This is a genomic window from Pseudomonas sp. YNh (genome assembly GCF_037993085.1).
GTDB classification, from domain to species: Bacteria; Pseudomonadota; Gammaproteobacteria; order Pseudomonadales; family Pseudomonadaceae; genus Aquipseudomonas; species Aquipseudomonas putida.
Genome location: NZ_JBBMRJ010000033.1, coordinates 20,590 through 38,206 on the forward strand (window position 1 = coordinate 20,590; position 17,617 = coordinate 38,206).

Genomic DNA, 17,617 nt, shown 5'->3' on the forward strand with positions numbered 1-17,617 from the left:
CGTGGCAGTTTCAGCGTTTGTGCTGATCGTGATCACGGGCCGTTTTTTGCGCTGTCGAGTCATGGGATGTGCCGGTGGACCCATCCGGACGATGGGCATCGTTATCTCGCTCCTCTTCGCCGGGCGGCCTCGTCTGCGCGGCGTCCTCTTGCCTGTTGCTCTGTTTCTTCATCTTGCGCTCCTGTCCTTTGCCTTTGAACAAGGGAAGCCAAAGCACGGGCAAAGTTCATGTCAGGTTCACTTCTCGAGATAGCCGGGCAGTAGATGAGATGAACCAAACACACCAGGATCGCGTCCACCGCAAAACAAGCGAGTCGACGCTGGAATGGAAAACGACCCTGTACTGGCCACTCTCGGCTATCTCAAAAACAACAAACTGGTTCTGAGCACAGCAGAATCATGCACTGCAGGCTGCCTTGTGGCGTTGTTGGCGGCGATACCGGGTACCGGAGAGGTGCTGGAAAGCGGCTATGTCGTCTACTCGCCCAGCGCCAAGAAACGCCTGCTGGGGGTCAGCGCCGAAACCATCGAGCGATACGGCCTGACCAGCGAAGCAGTAGCCCGGGAAATGGCCTTGGGCGCCTTGCGAGACAGCGATGCCAATGTGGTGATCGCCACCACCGGGGTAGCCGGGCCGGCGCCCGAGTCCGGGATACCACCGGGGACGATGTGCTTTGCGTGGGCTTTTGCCGGCGACCTCGTTGCCGTTTTCACGCGCACTCAACGTTTCTTCGGCGAGCGGTCTGAGGTCATGCGCCAAGGCGCGCTGTTCGGGTTGACCCGGCTTTCCCACTATCACCAGCGCTGGTTACGCGGCGAGCGCGCCTGAGGGCTGTGATCATGTCGGAAGATGAACTGCTATCCAGGCGTCATCCTGTTCAAGAAGACATGCCGATGCAGCAGCGTGTCTGGCGCTTCGAGCGCGTGGGATGGTATGTGCTTGTGGCCATCGTACTGCTTGCCTTGGCAGGCCTGTTCGGTAATGGCCCGTTGAGCGATGCCGAGGTGGTCAGCCAGGATGGCCGGGTACGGGTTGAGTATCAACGCCTCAGCCGAAGCGGCACGACAGACAGCCTTTTCATCACCGTTCAGGGTATTCCTGGTCAGCCGGTGGAGCTGCAACTCGAGGGATCATTGCTCCGTGACGCCAGCATCGAGACGTTACAACCGGAGCCGCAACGTTCGATGTCGCATGGCCAGGCCATGCTGTTCCAGCTGGGTACCAAGCACGATGGGGTCGCCACCCTGTACCTGACCCTACGAAGTGAGCACGTGGGGACTCTGGAGTGCAGCGTCAAGGCTGGCCCTGAAAGCGCCGTTCACTTCTCCACATTCCTTTACCCCTAGGAGTGCGTCATGGACTCGATCCTCCGCGCAGCCGGAATGTACGTCGCCCTCATGCTGCTGTTTCGCGTGGCCGGGCGGCGCTCGCTGGCCGATTTGACGACCTTCGACTTCGTGTTGTTGCTGATCATCGGGGAAGCCACCCAGCAGGCGCTTCTGGGTGACGATTTTTCATTCACCAATGCCATGCTGGTGATTGCCACGCTGATCGTTCTGGACGTCGGCCTTTCACTCGCGAAGCTGAACTCCAGGCCCTTGGCCAGGTTTCTGGATGGGCACGCTACCTTGGTTGTCGAGAATGGGCGCTTTCTGCATCATCGCATGCGTCGGGCACGCCTCACGGAGGACGATATCCTTGAATCAGCGCGGGACAGCCAAGGCATCGAGAGGATTGAGCAGGTGAAGTTCGCTATCGTCGAACGCAACGGAAAGATTTCGATCATTCCTGCCGAGTAAGGCACGGGGCCGCTCCTCGCTCATCCCGAATTGCCCCCGATTGCTCAGTACTCAATTCAGACGAACCAGACGCCAGGTAGCCATGTCGGAAGCAGAACACATGATCTGGTAGGCATACCGATGGAAAGAGAACCGGCAGAAGTCCAACAGGGCAAACCTCAGCGAGATGAGGGTGGATGGTTGCCCCTGGAGCAGTATGGTGCGCTCGGGGATGGACGTTCCGTGGCACTGATTGGACTGGACGGTTCCATCGACTGGTGGTGTGTGCCGCACATGGATTCACCCCCCCTGTTCGACAAGTTGCTGGCCCCTCAGACTGGAGGCTTCTTTGCCATCACCCCTAGCGAGCCATTCGTTGCTGAGCGCCGCTACCTGGCAGACAGCAACGTCCTTGAGACAATTTTCATTACCCGTCAGGGTCGTGCCCGGCTGACGGAATCCTTGAACAGTGGCCCTGCTGGACGCCTGCCTTGGGCCGAACTTGCCAGACGCATCGAAGGTATCGAGGGTAAAGTCGATTTCGTGATAGCTATCGACTTCGGAACCCAGGCCGACACGGTAAGCCCCTACGTGGCGCCGAATGACAATGCCTGCGTTTTTCATGCGGGCCGAATACTCGGCATGTTCCTGCACGACCATCATGTGCACATCGAACGCAAAGACGACATGGGCGTCCGTGCTGTCCTTAGCCTTGCAGCAGGACAACGCTCTGTGGTCGCAATCATCGCAGGACGAGATGAGCCCTTGGTGGTACCCCCATTGGCCCTGATCGATGAACGCATCGACGGCTCGCATCGGGAGTGGTGCCAATGGTCGAAGGGGTTGGTCTATGACGGCCCGTACCAGACCCAAGTAGTCCGCAATACGCTGGCCCTCAAGCTTCTGCTGTCCTCTCCAAGTGGGTCGATCATGGCGGCAGCGACCTCATCCCTTCCCGAACGGATTGGCGGCAGCAAGAACTACGATTACCGCTTCGCCTGGATACGCGATGCCGGCTACACCATCGAAGCGTTTCTGGGTATCGGCGCGCAGCCGGAAGCCAAAGCTGCGTTCACTTGGCTACTGCGCCGGTTGGATGAACATGGGCCACGGGTGTTTTATACCCTGGACGGTGCTATCGGTGATTGCGTGCGCCCCGTCGATCTGCCTGGCTACAAGAACTCCCCGCCAGTCGTCGGCAATGATGCCCGCGACCAACTCCAACACGGCGTCTTCGGCGATATCTTCGAAACAGCGCGCTGCTTCATCGACAGCGGCAACATTCTTGATTCTCCGAGCGCAATGCTCCTCTCAGACCTTGCCGACCAATGCGCCGACTGTTGGCGTCAGCAGGACGCCGGTATCTGGGAGTTACCGGAAAAGCAGCACTACACGATGTCCAAGATCAGTTGCTGGCAAGCCTTGAGCCGGGCCATCGAACTGGCAGATGGTGGCCACCTTCCCACCACCTGCCGGGAACGCTGGGATCGCGAGCGGCAGCGCATCCAGGCATGGATCGAGGCGCACTGCTGGAGCGAAGAACGCCAGGCGTACCTGTTCTATCCAGACAGCGACCGACTTGACGCTTCACTGGCACTGGCTGTCAGGTTCGGTTACCCCAGTAAAGAACGTATGGGCAGCACACTGGAAGCCATTGATCATGATCTTAGGGCCGGAGCTTTCCATTATCGCTACACCGATGCAGAGGAAGAGGAAGGTTGCTTCCTGGCCTGCACATTCTGGTTGATCGAAGCCTGGGCCATTCTGGGTAACCAGGATCGCGCCGTAGCCGCCTATGCAGATGCTTTGAAAGGGCTATCACACGGGGTAGGCATCTACTCGGAGATGATCGATGCGCAGACTGGGCAATATCTGGGCAACCTTCCGCAGGGCCTGACTCACCTGGCAGCCCTCAAGGCTGCAATGGCTATCGGGGGCTGCCATCCTGAACGATGACGCCAGACATCATCTGCGTTGAACCGTCTCGCTTGCGCCATGAATCTGCGAGGATGGCGGAAGAACACACAACTGGAAATTGCCGGGTGATAACGCACTGACAAGCCGGTGAGGGTTGCTTCTAATACATGCAGGTTGCCCTTCTCACCAAACTTCCGTCCTTGGAAGCAGTGAGAGCGGATCACGCCGCAGGCTTGAGCACCACTTTCGTCCAGCCATCATCCCGCGCATCGAAGTGCTTGTAGGCATCTGGGCCTTCAGCAAGCTTCAAACGATGAGAGATAATCTGGGAAGGCTTGGCACGCCCATGCTGGATGAGCTCTGCAAGACGACGGTTGTAGGCCTTCACGTTCGCCTGACCTGTGCGGATCTGCTGGCCCTTGAACCAGAACGCACCGAAATCGAAGGCCATCTTGCCCTCTTTCGCCAAGTCGTTCTTCGCACCAGGGTCTTCAGGCACGAACACGCCTACTACGCCAATGCCACCGGTAGCCTTGGTGGAAGCGACCAGGTTGTTCATGGTGAGGTAGTTCGCTTCATGGCCATGCTTGTCGCAGCACTGGTAGCCCACGCACTCACAGCCCCGGTCGGTGCCTTTGCCGTGGGTAAGGTTCATGATCTCTTCGACTGCTTTTTGCTCGACTGCATTGATTGGGGTTGCCCCCAGCTGCGCGGCAAGTTGCAGCCGATCCGGTTGGTTGTCGATGACGAACACCTGAGACGCGCCTTTGATGATTGCCGAATGGGCCGCCATCAGGCCGACAGGCCCCGCGCCGTAAATCGCAATGCTCTCACCCGGAAGCAGGCCGGCCAGTTCTGTTGCATGCCAACCGGTGGGAAAAATATCCGAGAGCATGACGTAGTCGTCTTCACGCTCCTGGGCGTCCTCCGGCAGTATCAAGCAGTTGAAGTCCGCATAAGGCACACGCAGCAGCTCAGCCTGCCCGCCCTGATAAGGGCCCATGTCGGCAAAACCGTAAGCGGCGCCCGCAGCACCAGGGTTCGCTGTAAGGCAAAACCCAGTGAGGCCTTTTTCACAGTTCTCACAGAACCCACAGCCGATATTGAAAGGTAGGCAGACCCGATCACCGACCTTGACCCGGTCGACCCCTGCCCCAACCTCGATGACCTCACCGAGATTTTCGTGGCCAAACACTCTCCCGGCTTCAAATGAGGTGCGGCCTTCGTACATGTGCAAATCAGAACCGCAGATGTTGGTCGTCGTGATGCGTACCAGCACATCCGTAGGCTTTTCGATTTTTGCGTCCGGCACATCCTTGACCGCTACGTCACGTGGGCCGTTGTACACGATTGCTTTCATGTTGAACTCCCTGAAAGTGAGGGGCGACAGAAAAGTTGCCCTACCCTGTTCAGGCGTTCACTCAGGTTTGAGTGTTCAATGCGTCACGTCTTGAGCCGGATCAGTGGCGCTAATCAACGTTGCTACGGGCGTTGCAAACACGCTTAGACTGTCAAGCCCAGAGGCAGGACAGCCTCGCAACCTCACCCCACGCCGGTCGGGCCATCGAGAACTTGCCTCACCCTGCGCGCAAGCAATGAACACGTGCGGGCGCTTGCGGCCGATGAGCGCGTCACGCGCATTCATGAAGATATTGACCAACGCCACTTCCGCCTGTGTTGGATTGCTTTTCTGTGGGTCTTGCATAATGTAAATAGATAAACATTTTATGTTGAGATCTCTACATGCTTGATTGGTCGCTTTTGATCCTTGGTTTGCCCACGGCGAACGCTACCGAGCGAATGCGCGCTTGGAGAACCCTGAAGGCCTCTGGTGCGGCAGTTTTACGGGATGGCGTATACCTGCTGCCTGAAAAAAGCGTGGGCCGTGAAGCGTTTCAAGCCGTGCAGCGAGATGTGCTGGCCATCAACGGCACGGCATTTCTGCTGTCGCTGTCTGAGCGCGAGGAGCGTTTCAGCGGGCTATTCGACAGAAGCGATGAGTACGAAAAGCTGCTGGAGGAAATTGCAGGCTGGCGGGCTGACCTGTCCCCGGATAATGCACTGCAGATAGCCCGGCAGGTGCGCAAGCTCAGGAAGGCTTTCGGTCAGTTGGCGGCGATCGACTTCTTCCCAGGCGTGCTCAAGGCACAAGCCGATTTGGCCCTGCAGGCGCTTGAGACCTCGATTAGCCGTGCACTGTCCCCCGATGAGCCGAGGGCACACGATGAGGCCATCAGCCAGCTGGAACGCAGCGAATACCAAGGTCGCCGATGGGCAACGCGAAAGCGCCCATGGGTAGACCGGTTGGCATGTGCCTGGCTGATCCGTCGCTTCATCGATCCCGACGCCCGATTCATTTGGCTGGACAGTCCAGGTGACTGCCCAAGCGATGCGCTCGGCTTCGATTTTGATGGGGCCATGTTCAGCCACGTCGGCCACCGTGTTTCCTTCGAAACCCTCATTGAGAGCTTTGCCGTTCAGCAGCCAGGCTTGGCACGCCTGGCAGGTGTTATCCACTACCTGGATGTTGGGGGATACCAACCTTCCGAAGCACCCGGTATCGAGCGTGTCCTCGCCGGCCTGAGAGAGAGCATTGGCGATGACGATCAACTGACAATGGTCGCCGGAGGCATCTTTGATGGCCTGCTGACGGCTTTCGCGATTGAGGAAACCCCAAATGGCTGAGACCACCTCTGCAGTGAGCAAGCAGCCGCCATCGCAAGCGACTCTGCAGCCGATTAGCCTCTATGAAGCCTTCCTGTTCTGGCTCAAATTGGGCTTCATCAGTTTTGGCGGGCCCGCCGGGCAGATCTCGATCATGCACCAGGAGCTGGTTGAGCGCCGGCGGTGGATCAGCGAGAAGCGGTTTCTGCACGCGCTGAACTACTGCATGTTGCTGCCTGGCCCTGAAGCTCAGCAGCTGGCCACTTACATCGGCTGGCTGATGCACCGCACATGGGGCGGGGTAATTGCCGGCGCGTTGTTCGTGCTATCTTCGCTGTTCATCCTGATCGGTTTGTCGTGGGTCTACGTCGCTTTTGGCGAAGTACCGGTAGTCGCAGGGATTTTCTATGGCATCAAGCCGGCGGTGACGGCGATTGTCCTCCACGCAGCCCACCGGATTGGCTCGCGAGCCCTGAAGAATGCTTGGCTGTGGGCCATGGCCGGCGCCTCGTTCGTGGCGATCTTCGCCCTCAACGTGCCGTTCCCGCTGATCGTGCTGGTGGCTGCCATCATCGGCTACGTGGGTGGTCGCTTCGCCCCAGGCAAATTCGTGATCGGTGGCGGTCATGGGGGCGCGAAGAACAGCTATGGCCCTGCCCTGATCGATGACGATACCCCAACACCCGAACATGCCCGTTTCAGCTTGAGGCATCTGGTATGCCTGCTGCTGATAGGTGCTGGGCTCTGGGTCCTGCCCCTGGGACTTCTGTCACTGTCGTTTGGCTGGGACGGCACCCTGACGCAGATGGGCTGGTTCTTCACGAAGGCCGCACTGATGACTTTTGGCGGTGCATATGCGGTATTGCCCTATGTCTACCAAGGCGCTGTAGGGCACTACGGGTGGCTGACACCCACCCAGATGATCGATGGTCTCGCCTTGGGAGAAACCACACCGGGGCCACTGATCATGGTGGTCGCCTTCGTCGGCTTCGTCGGTGGCTACGTCAATCCGATGTTCGGGAGCGAACACCCATTCCTTGCTGGCGCCGTCGCGGCGAGCCTCGTCACCTGGTTCACCTTTTTGCCGTCTTTCTTGTTCATTCTCATCGGTGGGCCATTGGTAGAGTCGACCCACAACGCGATCAAATTTACCGCACCGCTGACAGGGATCACGGCCGCAGTAGTGGGCGTGATCCTGAACCTCGCCCTGTTCTTCGGCTACCACGTGCTCTGGCCGAAAGGCTTTGGTGGAGCGCTTGACTGGCCATGCGCGGCTATTGCGGCTGCAGCTGCGATTGCTTTGTTCCGCTTCAAGCGGGGCGTGATCGAAGTGCTGTTCGCTTGCGCCCTGGCCGGCCTGGCAGTTCACCTGTGGCGGGCATGAAACCAGTGGATGTGCCAAGCAATGCTGCCAGTGTCGGTCGATCAACCACGCCTTTCGCCCACCACCGGTCGTCAGCGCCATTGACCTCCAAGCCGGCTCCCCGGTCAACCCTTGGAGACCTCGACCGCGACGGTGAACCAATGGACGTGCTTGCTGAAAATGAAATGTCGACCCGTAGTCATGTGGTGGGGCAACTCATCCTGGTGTTCTCCCTGATCTTGTTGTTAGCCCTGTTGCTGGGGCTGTTTTCCCTCTACCGCCTCGCCGAGGCGCTCGATGTTCAACAAATGGAGCAAAGCCGTTTCCATGCTGATTCGGCCATCAACCAACTGCAGAGGAACGACAGGACGTTTCTGCTGACCCACGCCGATTGGCAGGCCGCCTACGATCACCTGGGGAGACAGGTCGACGCGCATTGGGCATACATCGAGGATAATGTAGGAGCCACGCTCTTCACCTCCGATGGGTACGAGGGGGTATACGTGCTCGATGATGACGGTACCCGGTACGCCATGCTGGAAGGTCAGCTCAGCGAGCGGGGGCTTGAGCAGCTAACCGACAGTACTGGCAAGATCTTGCACCTTGCTCGCCAAGCCGCGCAGCATGACCAGGCGACTTCGGGATACATCATGTTTCGTGGCCTGCCATCGTTGTACAGCGCTGCACTGATACGTCCACAGGCCCAACCCCACCACCTGCCGGAACCTACGGCGGTGATGGTATTCATTCGTGTTCTTTCGCCTAAGCTGCTGTGGGAACTGGGCAAGTCGGCGGGGTTGTCCGGCGTGGCTGTAAGCGATTCGACCGAGCAGCGTAAAGGGCGCGGTGCTCTTGCACTCGAAGGCATCGGTCGCGCCCTTACCTGGGATTTACCGCAGCCTGGTTCCCAATTGATCAAGACAGTCATCACGCCCCTCGCTATCGCTGTGCTCCTGATTGCGCTGACCATTGCCTTGTTTGCACGCTATGCGATGCGGGCCAGCACCAGGATCGATCGTAGCCACCGTGCGCTTGAGATCTCCAGAGCTGCCCTGCAATCGAGTGAAGAACGCTTCAAGGCCGTGGCCGAAGCCGCGTCGGACTGGATCTGGGAAACCGATGTGCTCCTGAGACTAACCTACCTGTCGGACCGGTTTAGCGAACTGACCGGGCATCCTGTCGACGTATGGCGACAGCGCCCGATTACCGAGCTGCTGTCGTGTGATACCAGCCATCTCCAGACCTGGCTTCATAGTCTGGCTGCGACAGGCTCTTCCGGTACCCTACGCTGCCAGTACCAGGATCATCTTGGCCAACAGCGTATTTGCACAATCGCTTCCCGCGCAATCGTGGATCAGAACGTCTGTACCGGATTTCGTGGCACTTGCAGCGACATCACCGACGAAGTAGCCGCACATGCCCACATTCAGCACCTCTCCTTGCACGACGCCCTTACCGGGCTGCCGAATCGCAACAAGCTGTTCCGGTTCCTCGAACAAACCATTACCGGCACTGGCCCCCTCCAGGTAGCACTGCTGATACTGGATCTTGATAATTTCAAGCCGATCAACGACAGCCTGGGGCATCCGGCCGGCGATGCGGTGTTGCTCGAGGTGGCCGGCCGCCTAAGTCAGGTTACTCGCGAGAGTGACCTTGTCGCCCGCCTGGGAGGCGACGAGTTCATCGTCGTAGTGACACGGCCAGGGGATCACAAGGACATGGACCGATTCTGCATCCGCTTGATCGAAGCAATCAGGCGACCCATGCAAGTCGAGGGGCATAGTGTTCAAGTGGGTGTGAGTCTTGGTGTCGTGATGTCGGCCGAGTATCCCGGTACGCCAACCGATTTGATCCGCTACGCTGACGTGGCCCTTTACAGCGCCAAGCAGGCGGGCAAAAACACCTGGCGCTTTTTTTCGGCGCAACTGAATGCAGCATTGATGGACAAGCGTGTGCTGGAAAGCGAACTACGCGACGGCATACCACGTGGCGAGCTTGTGCTGCATTTCCAGCCGCGCTTCAAGGTCGACGGGGTCTCGCTCGCCTCGGCTGAGGCCCTCGTGAGGTGGCAACACCCACGCCTGGGTCTGCTGCGCCCGGATCGGTTCATCCCGCTGGCCGAAGAGTCAGACCTGATCGTGTTGCTTGGCAACTGGGTGTTGCAGGAAGCCTGCGATAAAGCCCGCGGCTGGCCGCAGGCAGTGATGGTGTCGGTAAACATGTCGCCGGCCCAGTTCAGCCGCAGCGATGTCGTTCGCGACGTCGGAGACGCATTGCGCACCACCGGCCTGCCGGCCCATCGCCTGGAACTGGAAATTACTGAAAACGTCATGCTCAACGACGTTGAAGGCGCTCTGCATACCATGCAGGCACTGAAGGAGCTAGGCGTGCGCCTGAACATGGACGACTTCGGGACCGGTTACTCCTCTCTGGGTTACCTACGTACCTACCCGTTCGACAGCATCAAGATCGACAAGCGCTTCGTCCAGCATCTGGGCAAGAGCGGCAGTGACCGTAGCGTGGTCCAGGCCATCATCAATCTTGGCAACGCAATGGGTATGACGGTAACTGCCGAAGGTGTCGAGACCGCTGAGCAACTGGCCCTCCTTAGCGATGACCAATGCCATGAAGTGCAAGGTTTCCTGCTCAGCAAACCGCTGGAAAACGAAGCGCTGATAGGGATGATGAGAGAGCAGTTATCATACCCCTGATTCAGGGTCGCTAGCCGGTACTCCAGGGGAGCGCTGGTTTTCCTTGTCATTGCCAAGGCCGGGACTGGAACCCGGACCATCAGGTTTGGGCGGGTCGTCAGGTATCTGAGCCCCTTCGTTCAGTTGAGCATCCCGGGGCATACCCAATCCACTGTTCGCACCGCCAGGATCTGGATGCTCACTGGATACTGAGTTGTTTGCATCCACGTCGTCCATCTGTTCTTCGATGGGTGACTCATCATCTGGCGGCAGTGGTACCTCAACCGCTTTGGTCCCGGGACCGAGGGATCGTTCATCTTCGTTTGCATCAATGTCCATGTCCTTTCTCCGTTCAGAGGCAGATGGTATCTGCACCTAAACGTGAGAAGCGGGCGTGGCTCACGGGTGCCCGCGGCCAGACAAGTGGCATTTGTCCATCCGTTTTGCACCTTCCGTCGCGCTGAGGGCACCCTTCGGTATACGGCAGGCCGAACACTGGGTGAACAACCAGAAACGGAGTTTCACCATGAACGCAGAAAAAACATACGCGCTGCTACTCGCAATGTGCCTGGGTTGCACGGCGCCACTTGCCCTGGCCGCCACCGACCTGAACGATCAACGCGCCCCGGGCACGCAACCGCACAGCAATGGGCACATGAACGGCCAAGGCGGTGCGACAGGCTCAGGAACACCAGCCGATGGCATGGGCACGAGTAATGGCGGTACCCATGACAATGGAACGGACAACACGGGAGGTGACGGTACCGATACTGAAACGGGCTCCGGCGGTAATGGAGGGAACGGTAGCGGTGCAGGTCCGGGGAGTGGTAGCGATGGCTCAACCGGTGGTGGATCAGGCGCAGGATCGGGCAGCTAGGTGGAATGGCCGAATGGCCGTGGATCTCCCGTCCATGGCCCGGCGTTCCGGTTTCACCATTGATCAAGCAACTCACTCAGGAGTCAATGCCATGCCACGCGGTGACAAGGACAAATATACGGACAAGCAGAAACGCAAGGCCGAGCACATTGAGCAATCGTACGAGGACAAGGGCGTGGGCAAGGACGAAGCCGAAGCGCGCGCCTGGGCCACCGTGAACAAACAATCCGGTGGCGGTGAAAAGCCGGGAGGCTCGGGCAGCAAGACGCCGTCGCGTGAGAAGAAGACCGCGCGCACGGATTCAGCCAAGCGCGCCGCCGAGTCTCGTCAGGGGCATTCACGCACCTCGCGCGCGTCACTGGAATCGCAAAGCAAGGAAAGCCTGATGAAGGAGGCGCGCAGCAAAGATCTCAAAGGGCGTTCCACCATGAACAAGGCTCAATTGGTAGAAGCCCTGCATAAACTGGCTTGACGGGAAACTTTTGGCGCAGTGCAAGGCCCACAGCATTTTTGTGGGTTATCGGTTCACCTTCGAGCCTGTCGGCTTTTACCAGGCTCCAGCTGCCAGACCGCTGCGCATACCGTTGAAACTTTCCCGGCACGTGCCAAGTCCAGACGCCTATCGATAACTGAACGGGAGCAGGCAATGACCGGCACGGTAGGCGACTTTCTGGTGGAGCGTTTGTATCAATGGGGCGTACGGCGCATCTTCGGTTACCCCGGCGACGGCATCAATGGCGTGTTCGGCGCGCTGAGCCGGGCCAACGGCAAGATTGAATTTATTCAGGCCCGCCATGAGGAAATGGCCGCCTTCATGGCCAGCGCCCATGCCAAGTTCACCGGTGAGCTCGGTGTGTGCATGGCCACATCCGGCCCGGGCGCCTCGCACCTGCTCACCGGCCTGTACGATGCACGCATGGACCACCAGCCGGTGCTGGCCATCGTCGGTCAACAGGCCCGGGCGGCGTTGGGCGGGCATTACCAGCAAGAGCTGGACCTGCTGTCGATGTTCAAGGACGTGGCCGGTGCGTTCGTTCAGCAGGCATCGACACCGGAGCAGGTGCGCCACCTGCTTGACCGTGCAGTGCGTACGGCTGTCGGCGAACGCCGCGTCACCGCCATCATCCTGCCCAACGACCTGCAGGACCTGCTCTATGACGAACCGCCGAGGGCCCACGGTACGGTGCATTCCGGCATCGGCTACAGCAAGCCCAGGGTGTTGCCGTTCGACGAAGACCTGCAGCGCGCCGCCGAGGTGCTCAATGCCGGGCACAAGGTGGCGATACTGGTGGGTGCCGGCGCACTGCAGGCGACAGAGCAGGTCATTGCAATTGCCGAAAAACTCGGCGCCGGGGTGGCCAAAGCGCTGCTGGGCAAGGCTGTGGTGCCGGACGACCTCCCATGGGTCACCGGGTCGATCGGCCTCCTCGGCACCGAACCCAGTTATCAGCTGATGACCGAATGCGACACCTTGCTGATGATCGGCTCCGGCTTTCCCTATTCCGAATTTTTGCCCAAGGAAGGCCGGGCGCGAGGCGTGCAGATCGACCTGCAACCCGACATGCTCAGCCTGCGCTACCCGATGGAGGTCAACCTGGTCGGCGACGCCAGCGAAACATTGCGCGCACTGTTGCCATTGATTGAGCACAAGACCGACCGGCGCTGGCGCGACAAGGTGGAAACCTGGCGTACGCAGTGGGACAAGACCGTGGCCAAGCGCGCCTTGGTCAAGGCGGACCCGATCAACCCGCAACGCGTGGTCCATGAACTGTCCCCTCGCCTGCCCGACCACGCCATCATCACCAGCGACTCCGGCTCCTGTGCCAACTGGTTTGCGCGCGACCTGCAGATTCGCCAGGGTATGCAGTGTTCGCTGTCCGGCGGCCTGGCTTGCATGGGCGCCGCAGTGCCCTATGCGATTGCAGCCAAATTCGCCCATCCGCAACGGGCTGTAGTTGCGTTGGTGGGCGATGGGGCGATGCAAATGAACAACCTCGCCGAACTGATCACCGTGGCCAAATACTGGCAGCAGTGGGACAACCCGCAATGGATCTGTGCCGTGTTCAACAATGAGGACCTCAACCAGGTGACCTGGGAGCAGCGGGTGATGGAGGGCGACCCCAAGTTCGAAGCTTCGCAGTCGATCCCCGACGTGCCCTACCATCTTTTCGCCATTTCCATTGGCCTGCAAGGTATCTACGTAGATCGCGAAGAGGACGTTGCCGCTGCATGGGAGCGCGCGCTGGCTGCTGATCGGCCAGTACTGATCGAGTTCAAGACCGACCCGAACGTGCCACCCCTGCCACCCCACATCAAGCTGGAGCAGGCGAAGAAATTTGCCAGTACCTTGCTAAAGGGCGACCCCGACCAGGCGGGCATCATCGTGCAGACAGCCAAGCAGGTGCTCGGCTCGGTGCTGCCTGGCAAGAAGTGATCGGCACCCCGGCGAGCCGGCTGAACGTTTGATCTGCCGGCCCGGTCGCACAACAGAGACGCAGCAGACTGCGCGAACCCTGACCGTGAGGACCTACCATGACCGCGATCGCTTCAAACGGGGCTGCAAAGCACCCCATCCGTCTGACCCTCAATGGTCAGCCCCGAACACTGCAGGTGCATCCTTGGGTCACCTTGCTTGACCTGCTGCGTGAGCAATTGGACCTGGTCGGCACCAAGAAAGGCTGCGACCACGGCCAGTGCGGCGCCTGCACGGTGCTGCGCGACGGCAAGCGCGTCAATGCCTGCCTGACCTTGGCCATCATGTGCGACGGGGCCGACCTGGTGACCATCGAAGGGCTGGCCAGTGGCGACGTCCTGCACCCCATGCAGCGCGCCTTCATTACCCACGATGCGTTCCAGTGCGGTTACTGCACCCCGGGGCAAATCTGCTCTGCGGTCGGGCTGGTTCACGAGGGACGTGCCGACACCCGCGAGGCCATTCGCGAGCACATGAGCGGCAATCTTTGCCGCTGCGGCGCCTACGGCAACATCGTCGCTGCGGTAGAAGAAGCCCTGCCGTTGATGACGGACAGCGCCCAACCACCACGAGGGCAGCACCCATGACGCCCTTCAGCTACCACAAGCCCGCCTCAGTCAGCGAAGCGGTGAACCTGGCTGACGCCTGTTCGCACTTCATCGCCGGGGGTACCAACCTGGTCGACCTGATGAAGGAAAACGTGGTGCGCCCCGAGCGCCTGATCGACATCTCCGGCCTTGGGCTGAACGGCATTCACGTTACCCCTGGCGGCGGCGTATTCATCGGTGCGCGGGTGAGCAATGCCGACCTGGCCTGGCACCCGTTGATCGAGCAGCATTATCCACTGTTGTCAGACGCGATCCTGGCGGGGGCATCGCCGCAGTTGAGGAACATGGCCAGCACCGGTGGCAACTTGCTGCAACGTACCCGCTGCTACTACTTCTACGACACCGGCACCCCCTGCAACAAGCGCGAACCGGGCAGCGGATGCCCTGCGCGTGCAGGCATGAACCGCATCCATGCCATTCTGGGTGCCAGCGATGCCTGTGTCGCGACCCATCCCTCGGACATGTGCGTGGCATTGGCAGCGCTCGAAGCCGTAGTGCACGTACAGGGGCGGTCCGGCGAACGGCAGATACCCTTCGCGGATTTCCATTGCCTGCCCGGTGACACCCCCGAGCGCGACAATCAACTGGCATTCGATGAGCTGGTGACAGGCATCGAGCTGCCGCCCCCGGTGTTCGAACGCCATTACCGTTACCTGAAAATACGCGACCGCGCTTCCTACGCGTTCGCGCTGGTGTCAGTCGCTGCAGCCTTGAACTTCGATGGCGACGTGATCCAGCAGGCGCGCCTGGCGCTGGGCGGCGTTGCCCACAAACCCTGGCGGGACCCGGCTGTGGAGCGCCTGCTGGCCGGCCAGGTGCCTTCTGAAGCGCTCTTCAACCGCGCCGCGCAAACGTTGCTGCAAGGCGCACAACCCCTGAGCCACAACGGTTTCAAGGTAACGCTCGCCCAGCGAGCAATCGTGCGGGCATTGGATGACGCGGCGCGCGGCGCCGCTAACGGGGGGGCACGGCCATGATCACAAGCACACCCGTAGTCGGCACGCCCCTGGACCGCGTGGACGGTGTGGCGAAGGTCACCGGGCAGGCCCGCTATGCGGGCGAATACCCCCAGACGGGCCTGCTGCACGGCAGCGTCGTGTCCAGTACCATCGCCCGCGGTCGGGTTCTCGGCATCGACAGCACGCAGGCCATGCGCGTGCCCGGGGTAATCGCCGTGCTCGACCATGGCCATCGTCCGCCTGTCTCCAGTTATGACGACGACTACAGCGATGCCGACTCTGCCGAGGGGGCGCCTTTTCGGCCCTTGTTCAATGATCGAGTGCTGTACAGCGGGCAACCGTTGGCATTAGTGATCGCCGAAACCCTGGAACTGGCCCGCTATGCAGGCTCGCTGATCAAAATCGACTATGCCGAGGAGGCTCACCAGACAGACCTGGGCGCATGCCAAAAATCGCATGCCGCCCCCGCCGAAACACCGGCGCCGCGTGGCGACTTCGCCGGGCAGTTTGCCGAAGCGCCGGTGCAGGTGGATGCCACGTACCTGACGGCCAACGAGTACCACAACCCGATGGAGCCCCATGCATCGACCGTGCACTACAGGGCCGACGGCACTCTGGAAATCCACGACAAGACCCAAGGCACGCAGAACTGCCAGGACTACCTGCACAAGGTGTTCGGCCTGCCCAAGGCAAACATTCGTGTGCGCGCGGCGTTCGTCGGCGGCGCCTTCGGCTCGGGCTTGCGCCCGCAGTACCAGTTGCCGCTGGCAGTGATGGCGGCGTTGCACCTGAAGCGCTCGGTGCGCGTCACACTGACCCGCCAGCAGATGTTCACCTTTGGCTACCGGCCCCGCACCGAACAATGCATGCGCCTGGGTGCAGACGCAAACGGGCGTTTGCTTGCGATCGCTCATGATGCGCTTGGCCAGACCTCCCGCTTCGAGGACTTCACCGAACACCTGGTCGAATGGAGCGGCATGCTGTACCAGTGCGATAACGTTGCGCTCAGTTACCGCCTGGCCTCGCTTGATGTGTACACCCCGCTGGACATGCGGGCGCCTGGGGCCGCGTCCGGGATGATTGCGCTGGAGTGCGCCATGGATGAGCTCGCCTGTGCTGCGCAGATCGACCCGGTAGAGCTGCGCCGCCGCAATTTTGCCGCCAACAATGCCAACGAGGGCAAGCCCTACTCCAGCAAGGCACTGCTGGCGTGCTACCAGCAAGGTGCCGAACGTTTTGGCTGGCATAACCGCACTCCCCAACCGCGCAGCATGTGCAATGGCAACCAACTGGTCGGCTGGGGGATGGCCGGCGGCGTCTGGGAAGCCATGCAGATGAAGGCCAGTGCCAAGGCGCGCATCAATGCCCAGGGCCACCTGACCGTCAGCAGTGCCACCACCGATATCGGGACCGGCACCTATACCGTCATGACTCAGATCGCCGCCGACGCAGCTGGCGTCAAAGTGCAGGATGTCACCTTCATGCTGGGTGACTCCTCACTGCCCACCGCCCCGCTTCAGGGCGGATCGTTCACGGTGTCGTCGGTGGGCTCGGCCGTGCGCCAAGCCTGCCATGTCCTGCGCACCCAGGTGCTGGAACACGCGCGCAACATATACCCCCAGGTGGCCAACACACCCCGGCAGCAGATCGTTTTCACCGAGGGCTACCTGCACGCGGGCAACCATCGCTGGGCTTTGGCGGACATCGTGGCGAGCGCCCCCAACGGTAAATTCGAAGTGCAGATCGACGCCGAGCCCGGCGCCAGGCGCCAACCGTTCTCCACCGCCACCCATTCGGCGGTATTCGTGGAAGTTCACGTCGACGAGGACCTTGGCACGATCAAGGTAGCCCGGGTGGTCAGCGCTGTGGCGGCAGGCCGTGTGATCAACCCCAAAACCGCACGCAGCCAGATCCTGGGGGGCGTGGTCTGGGGGGTGGGCATGGCGCTGCACGAAGCCGCATTGACCGACCACCGGTTGGGCCGCATCATCAATCACAACCTGGCGGAGTACCACATCCCGGTCAATGCAGACTGCGGGGATATCGAAGTGATCTTCGTTGAAGAGCACGATGACATTGTCAACGAACTGGGGTCCAAGGGCGTAGGCGAAATCGGCGTTGTCGGGGTGGCCGCTGCGGTGGCGAACGCGGTCTACCATGCCACAGGCAAGCGTAGAAGGGAGTTTCCGATCACGCTCGATAAAGTGCTGTAATCGGACAGGGGCCGAGTCGCCCACCCGCTTTGGGCTATCGTCGACGCGCCACAACCGCTAAGCCATGGCAGGGT

General features: G+C 60.4%; 15 protein-coding genes. 12 read left to right on the plus strand and 3 right to left on the minus strand.

Annotation, left to right across the window (positions count from 1 at the left end; genetic code table 11):
* Positions 1-10: 10 nt before the first annotated feature.
* On the minus strand, positions 11-172 hold the full coding sequence (locus WF331_RS24795) for a hypothetical protein (RefSeq protein ID WP_016486359.1): 162 nt from the start codon (positions 170-172) through the stop codon (positions 11-13).
* Between the two features lie 153 nt (positions 173-325).
* On the opposite strand from WF331_RS24795, the gene WF331_RS24800 reads away from it, so the two are divergent.
* From WF331_RS24800 to WF331_RS24815, 4 genes are all read left to right on the plus strand, one after another.
* On the plus strand, positions 326-829 hold the full coding sequence (locus WF331_RS24800; protein WP_086976084.1) for a CinA family protein: 504 nt from the start codon (positions 326-328) through the stop codon (positions 827-829).
* 65 nt (positions 830-894) lie between these two features.
* Entirely contained in the window at positions 895-1,347 is a 453-nt protein-coding gene (locus tag WF331_RS24805) for a hypothetical protein (RefSeq protein ID WP_016486357.1), read from the plus strand.
* 9 nt (positions 1,348-1,356) lie between these two features.
* Positions 1,357-1,800 carry a DUF421 domain-containing protein gene (locus tag WF331_RS24810; RefSeq protein WP_054888264.1) on the plus strand — a complete coding sequence of 148 codons (444 nt, stop codon included), beginning with the start codon at positions 1,357-1,359 and terminating at the stop codon, positions 1,798-1,800.
* A 180-nt stretch (positions 1,801-1,980) separates the two neighbouring features.
* Entirely contained in the window at positions 1,981-3,735 is a 1,755-nt protein-coding gene (locus WF331_RS24815; protein ID WP_024717778.1) for a glycoside hydrolase family 15 protein, read from the plus strand.
* 181 nt (positions 3,736-3,916) lie between these two features.
* On the opposite strand, the gene WF331_RS24820 is transcribed toward WF331_RS24815, so the two are convergent.
* Complete coding sequence (locus WF331_RS24820) at positions 3,917-5,056, minus strand: glutathione-independent formaldehyde dehydrogenase (RefSeq protein ID WP_016486354.1); 1,140 nt, start codon at positions 5,054-5,056, stop codon at positions 3,917-3,919.
* 383 nt (positions 5,057-5,439) lie between these two features.
* On the opposite strand from WF331_RS24820, the gene WF331_RS24825 reads away from it, so the two are divergent.
* The 3 genes from WF331_RS24825 to WF331_RS24835 all read left to right on the plus strand — a co-directional run bounded on the left by WF331_RS24825 (position 5,440) and on the right by WF331_RS24835 (position 10,434).
* Complete coding sequence (locus WF331_RS24825) at positions 5,440-6,381, plus strand: chromate resistance protein ChrB domain-containing protein (RefSeq protein ID WP_145914299.1); 942 nt, start codon at positions 5,440-5,442, stop codon at positions 6,379-6,381.
* Positions 6,374-7,744 (plus strand): chromate efflux transporter, encoded by a 1,371-nt coding sequence (gene chrA / locus WF331_RS24830; protein ID WP_086976088.1) that lies wholly within the window; start codon positions 6,374-6,376, stop codon positions 7,742-7,744. The genes WF331_RS24825 and chrA overlap by 8 nt, the downstream gene beginning before the upstream one ends.
* 140 nt (positions 7,745-7,884) lie before the next feature.
* Entirely contained in the window at positions 7,885-10,434 is a 2,550-nt protein-coding gene (locus WF331_RS24835) for a bifunctional diguanylate cyclase/phosphodiesterase (protein ID WP_321141904.1), read from the plus strand.
* Here WF331_RS24835 and WF331_RS24840 read toward each other — a convergent pair.
* Entirely contained in the window at positions 10,423-10,752 is a 330-nt protein-coding gene (locus tag WF331_RS24840; RefSeq protein ID WP_086976093.1) for a hypothetical protein, read from the minus strand. The two genes, WF331_RS24835 and WF331_RS24840, sit on opposite strands and share 12 nt — an antisense overlap.
* Before the next feature lie 629 nt (positions 10,753-11,381).
* Between WF331_RS24840 and WF331_RS24845 the strand changes: the two genes are divergently transcribed.
* The 5 genes from WF331_RS24845 (at position 11,382) to WF331_RS24865 (ending at position 17,543) form a co-directional block, all read left to right on the plus strand.
* Entirely contained in the window at positions 11,382-11,762 is a 381-nt protein-coding gene (locus WF331_RS24845; protein ID WP_086976095.1) for a termination factor Rho, read from the plus strand.
* Positions 11,763-11,936: 174 nt separating this feature from the next.
* Positions 11,937-13,724, plus strand: a complete 1,788-nt coding sequence (locus WF331_RS24850; RefSeq protein WP_340623378.1) for a thiamine pyrophosphate-requiring protein — start codon at positions 11,937-11,939, stop codon at positions 13,722-13,724.
* 98 nt (positions 13,725-13,822) lie between these two features.
* Entirely contained in the window at positions 13,823-14,350 is a 528-nt protein-coding gene (locus WF331_RS24855) for a (2Fe-2S)-binding protein (RefSeq protein WP_016486348.1), read from the plus strand.
* Positions 14,347-15,348, plus strand: coding sequence for an FAD binding domain-containing protein (locus tag WF331_RS24860; RefSeq protein ID WP_016486347.1), 1,002 nt, complete (start codon positions 14,347-14,349; stop codon positions 15,346-15,348). Before WF331_RS24855 ends, WF331_RS24860 begins: the two co-directional genes overlap by 4 nt.
* Positions 15,345-17,543, plus strand: a complete 2,199-nt coding sequence (locus tag WF331_RS24865; protein ID WP_086976097.1) for a xanthine dehydrogenase family protein molybdopterin-binding subunit — start codon at positions 15,345-15,347, stop codon at positions 17,541-17,543. Before WF331_RS24860 ends, WF331_RS24865 begins: the two co-directional genes overlap by 4 nt.
* Positions 17,544-17,617 lie beyond the last annotated feature (74 nt).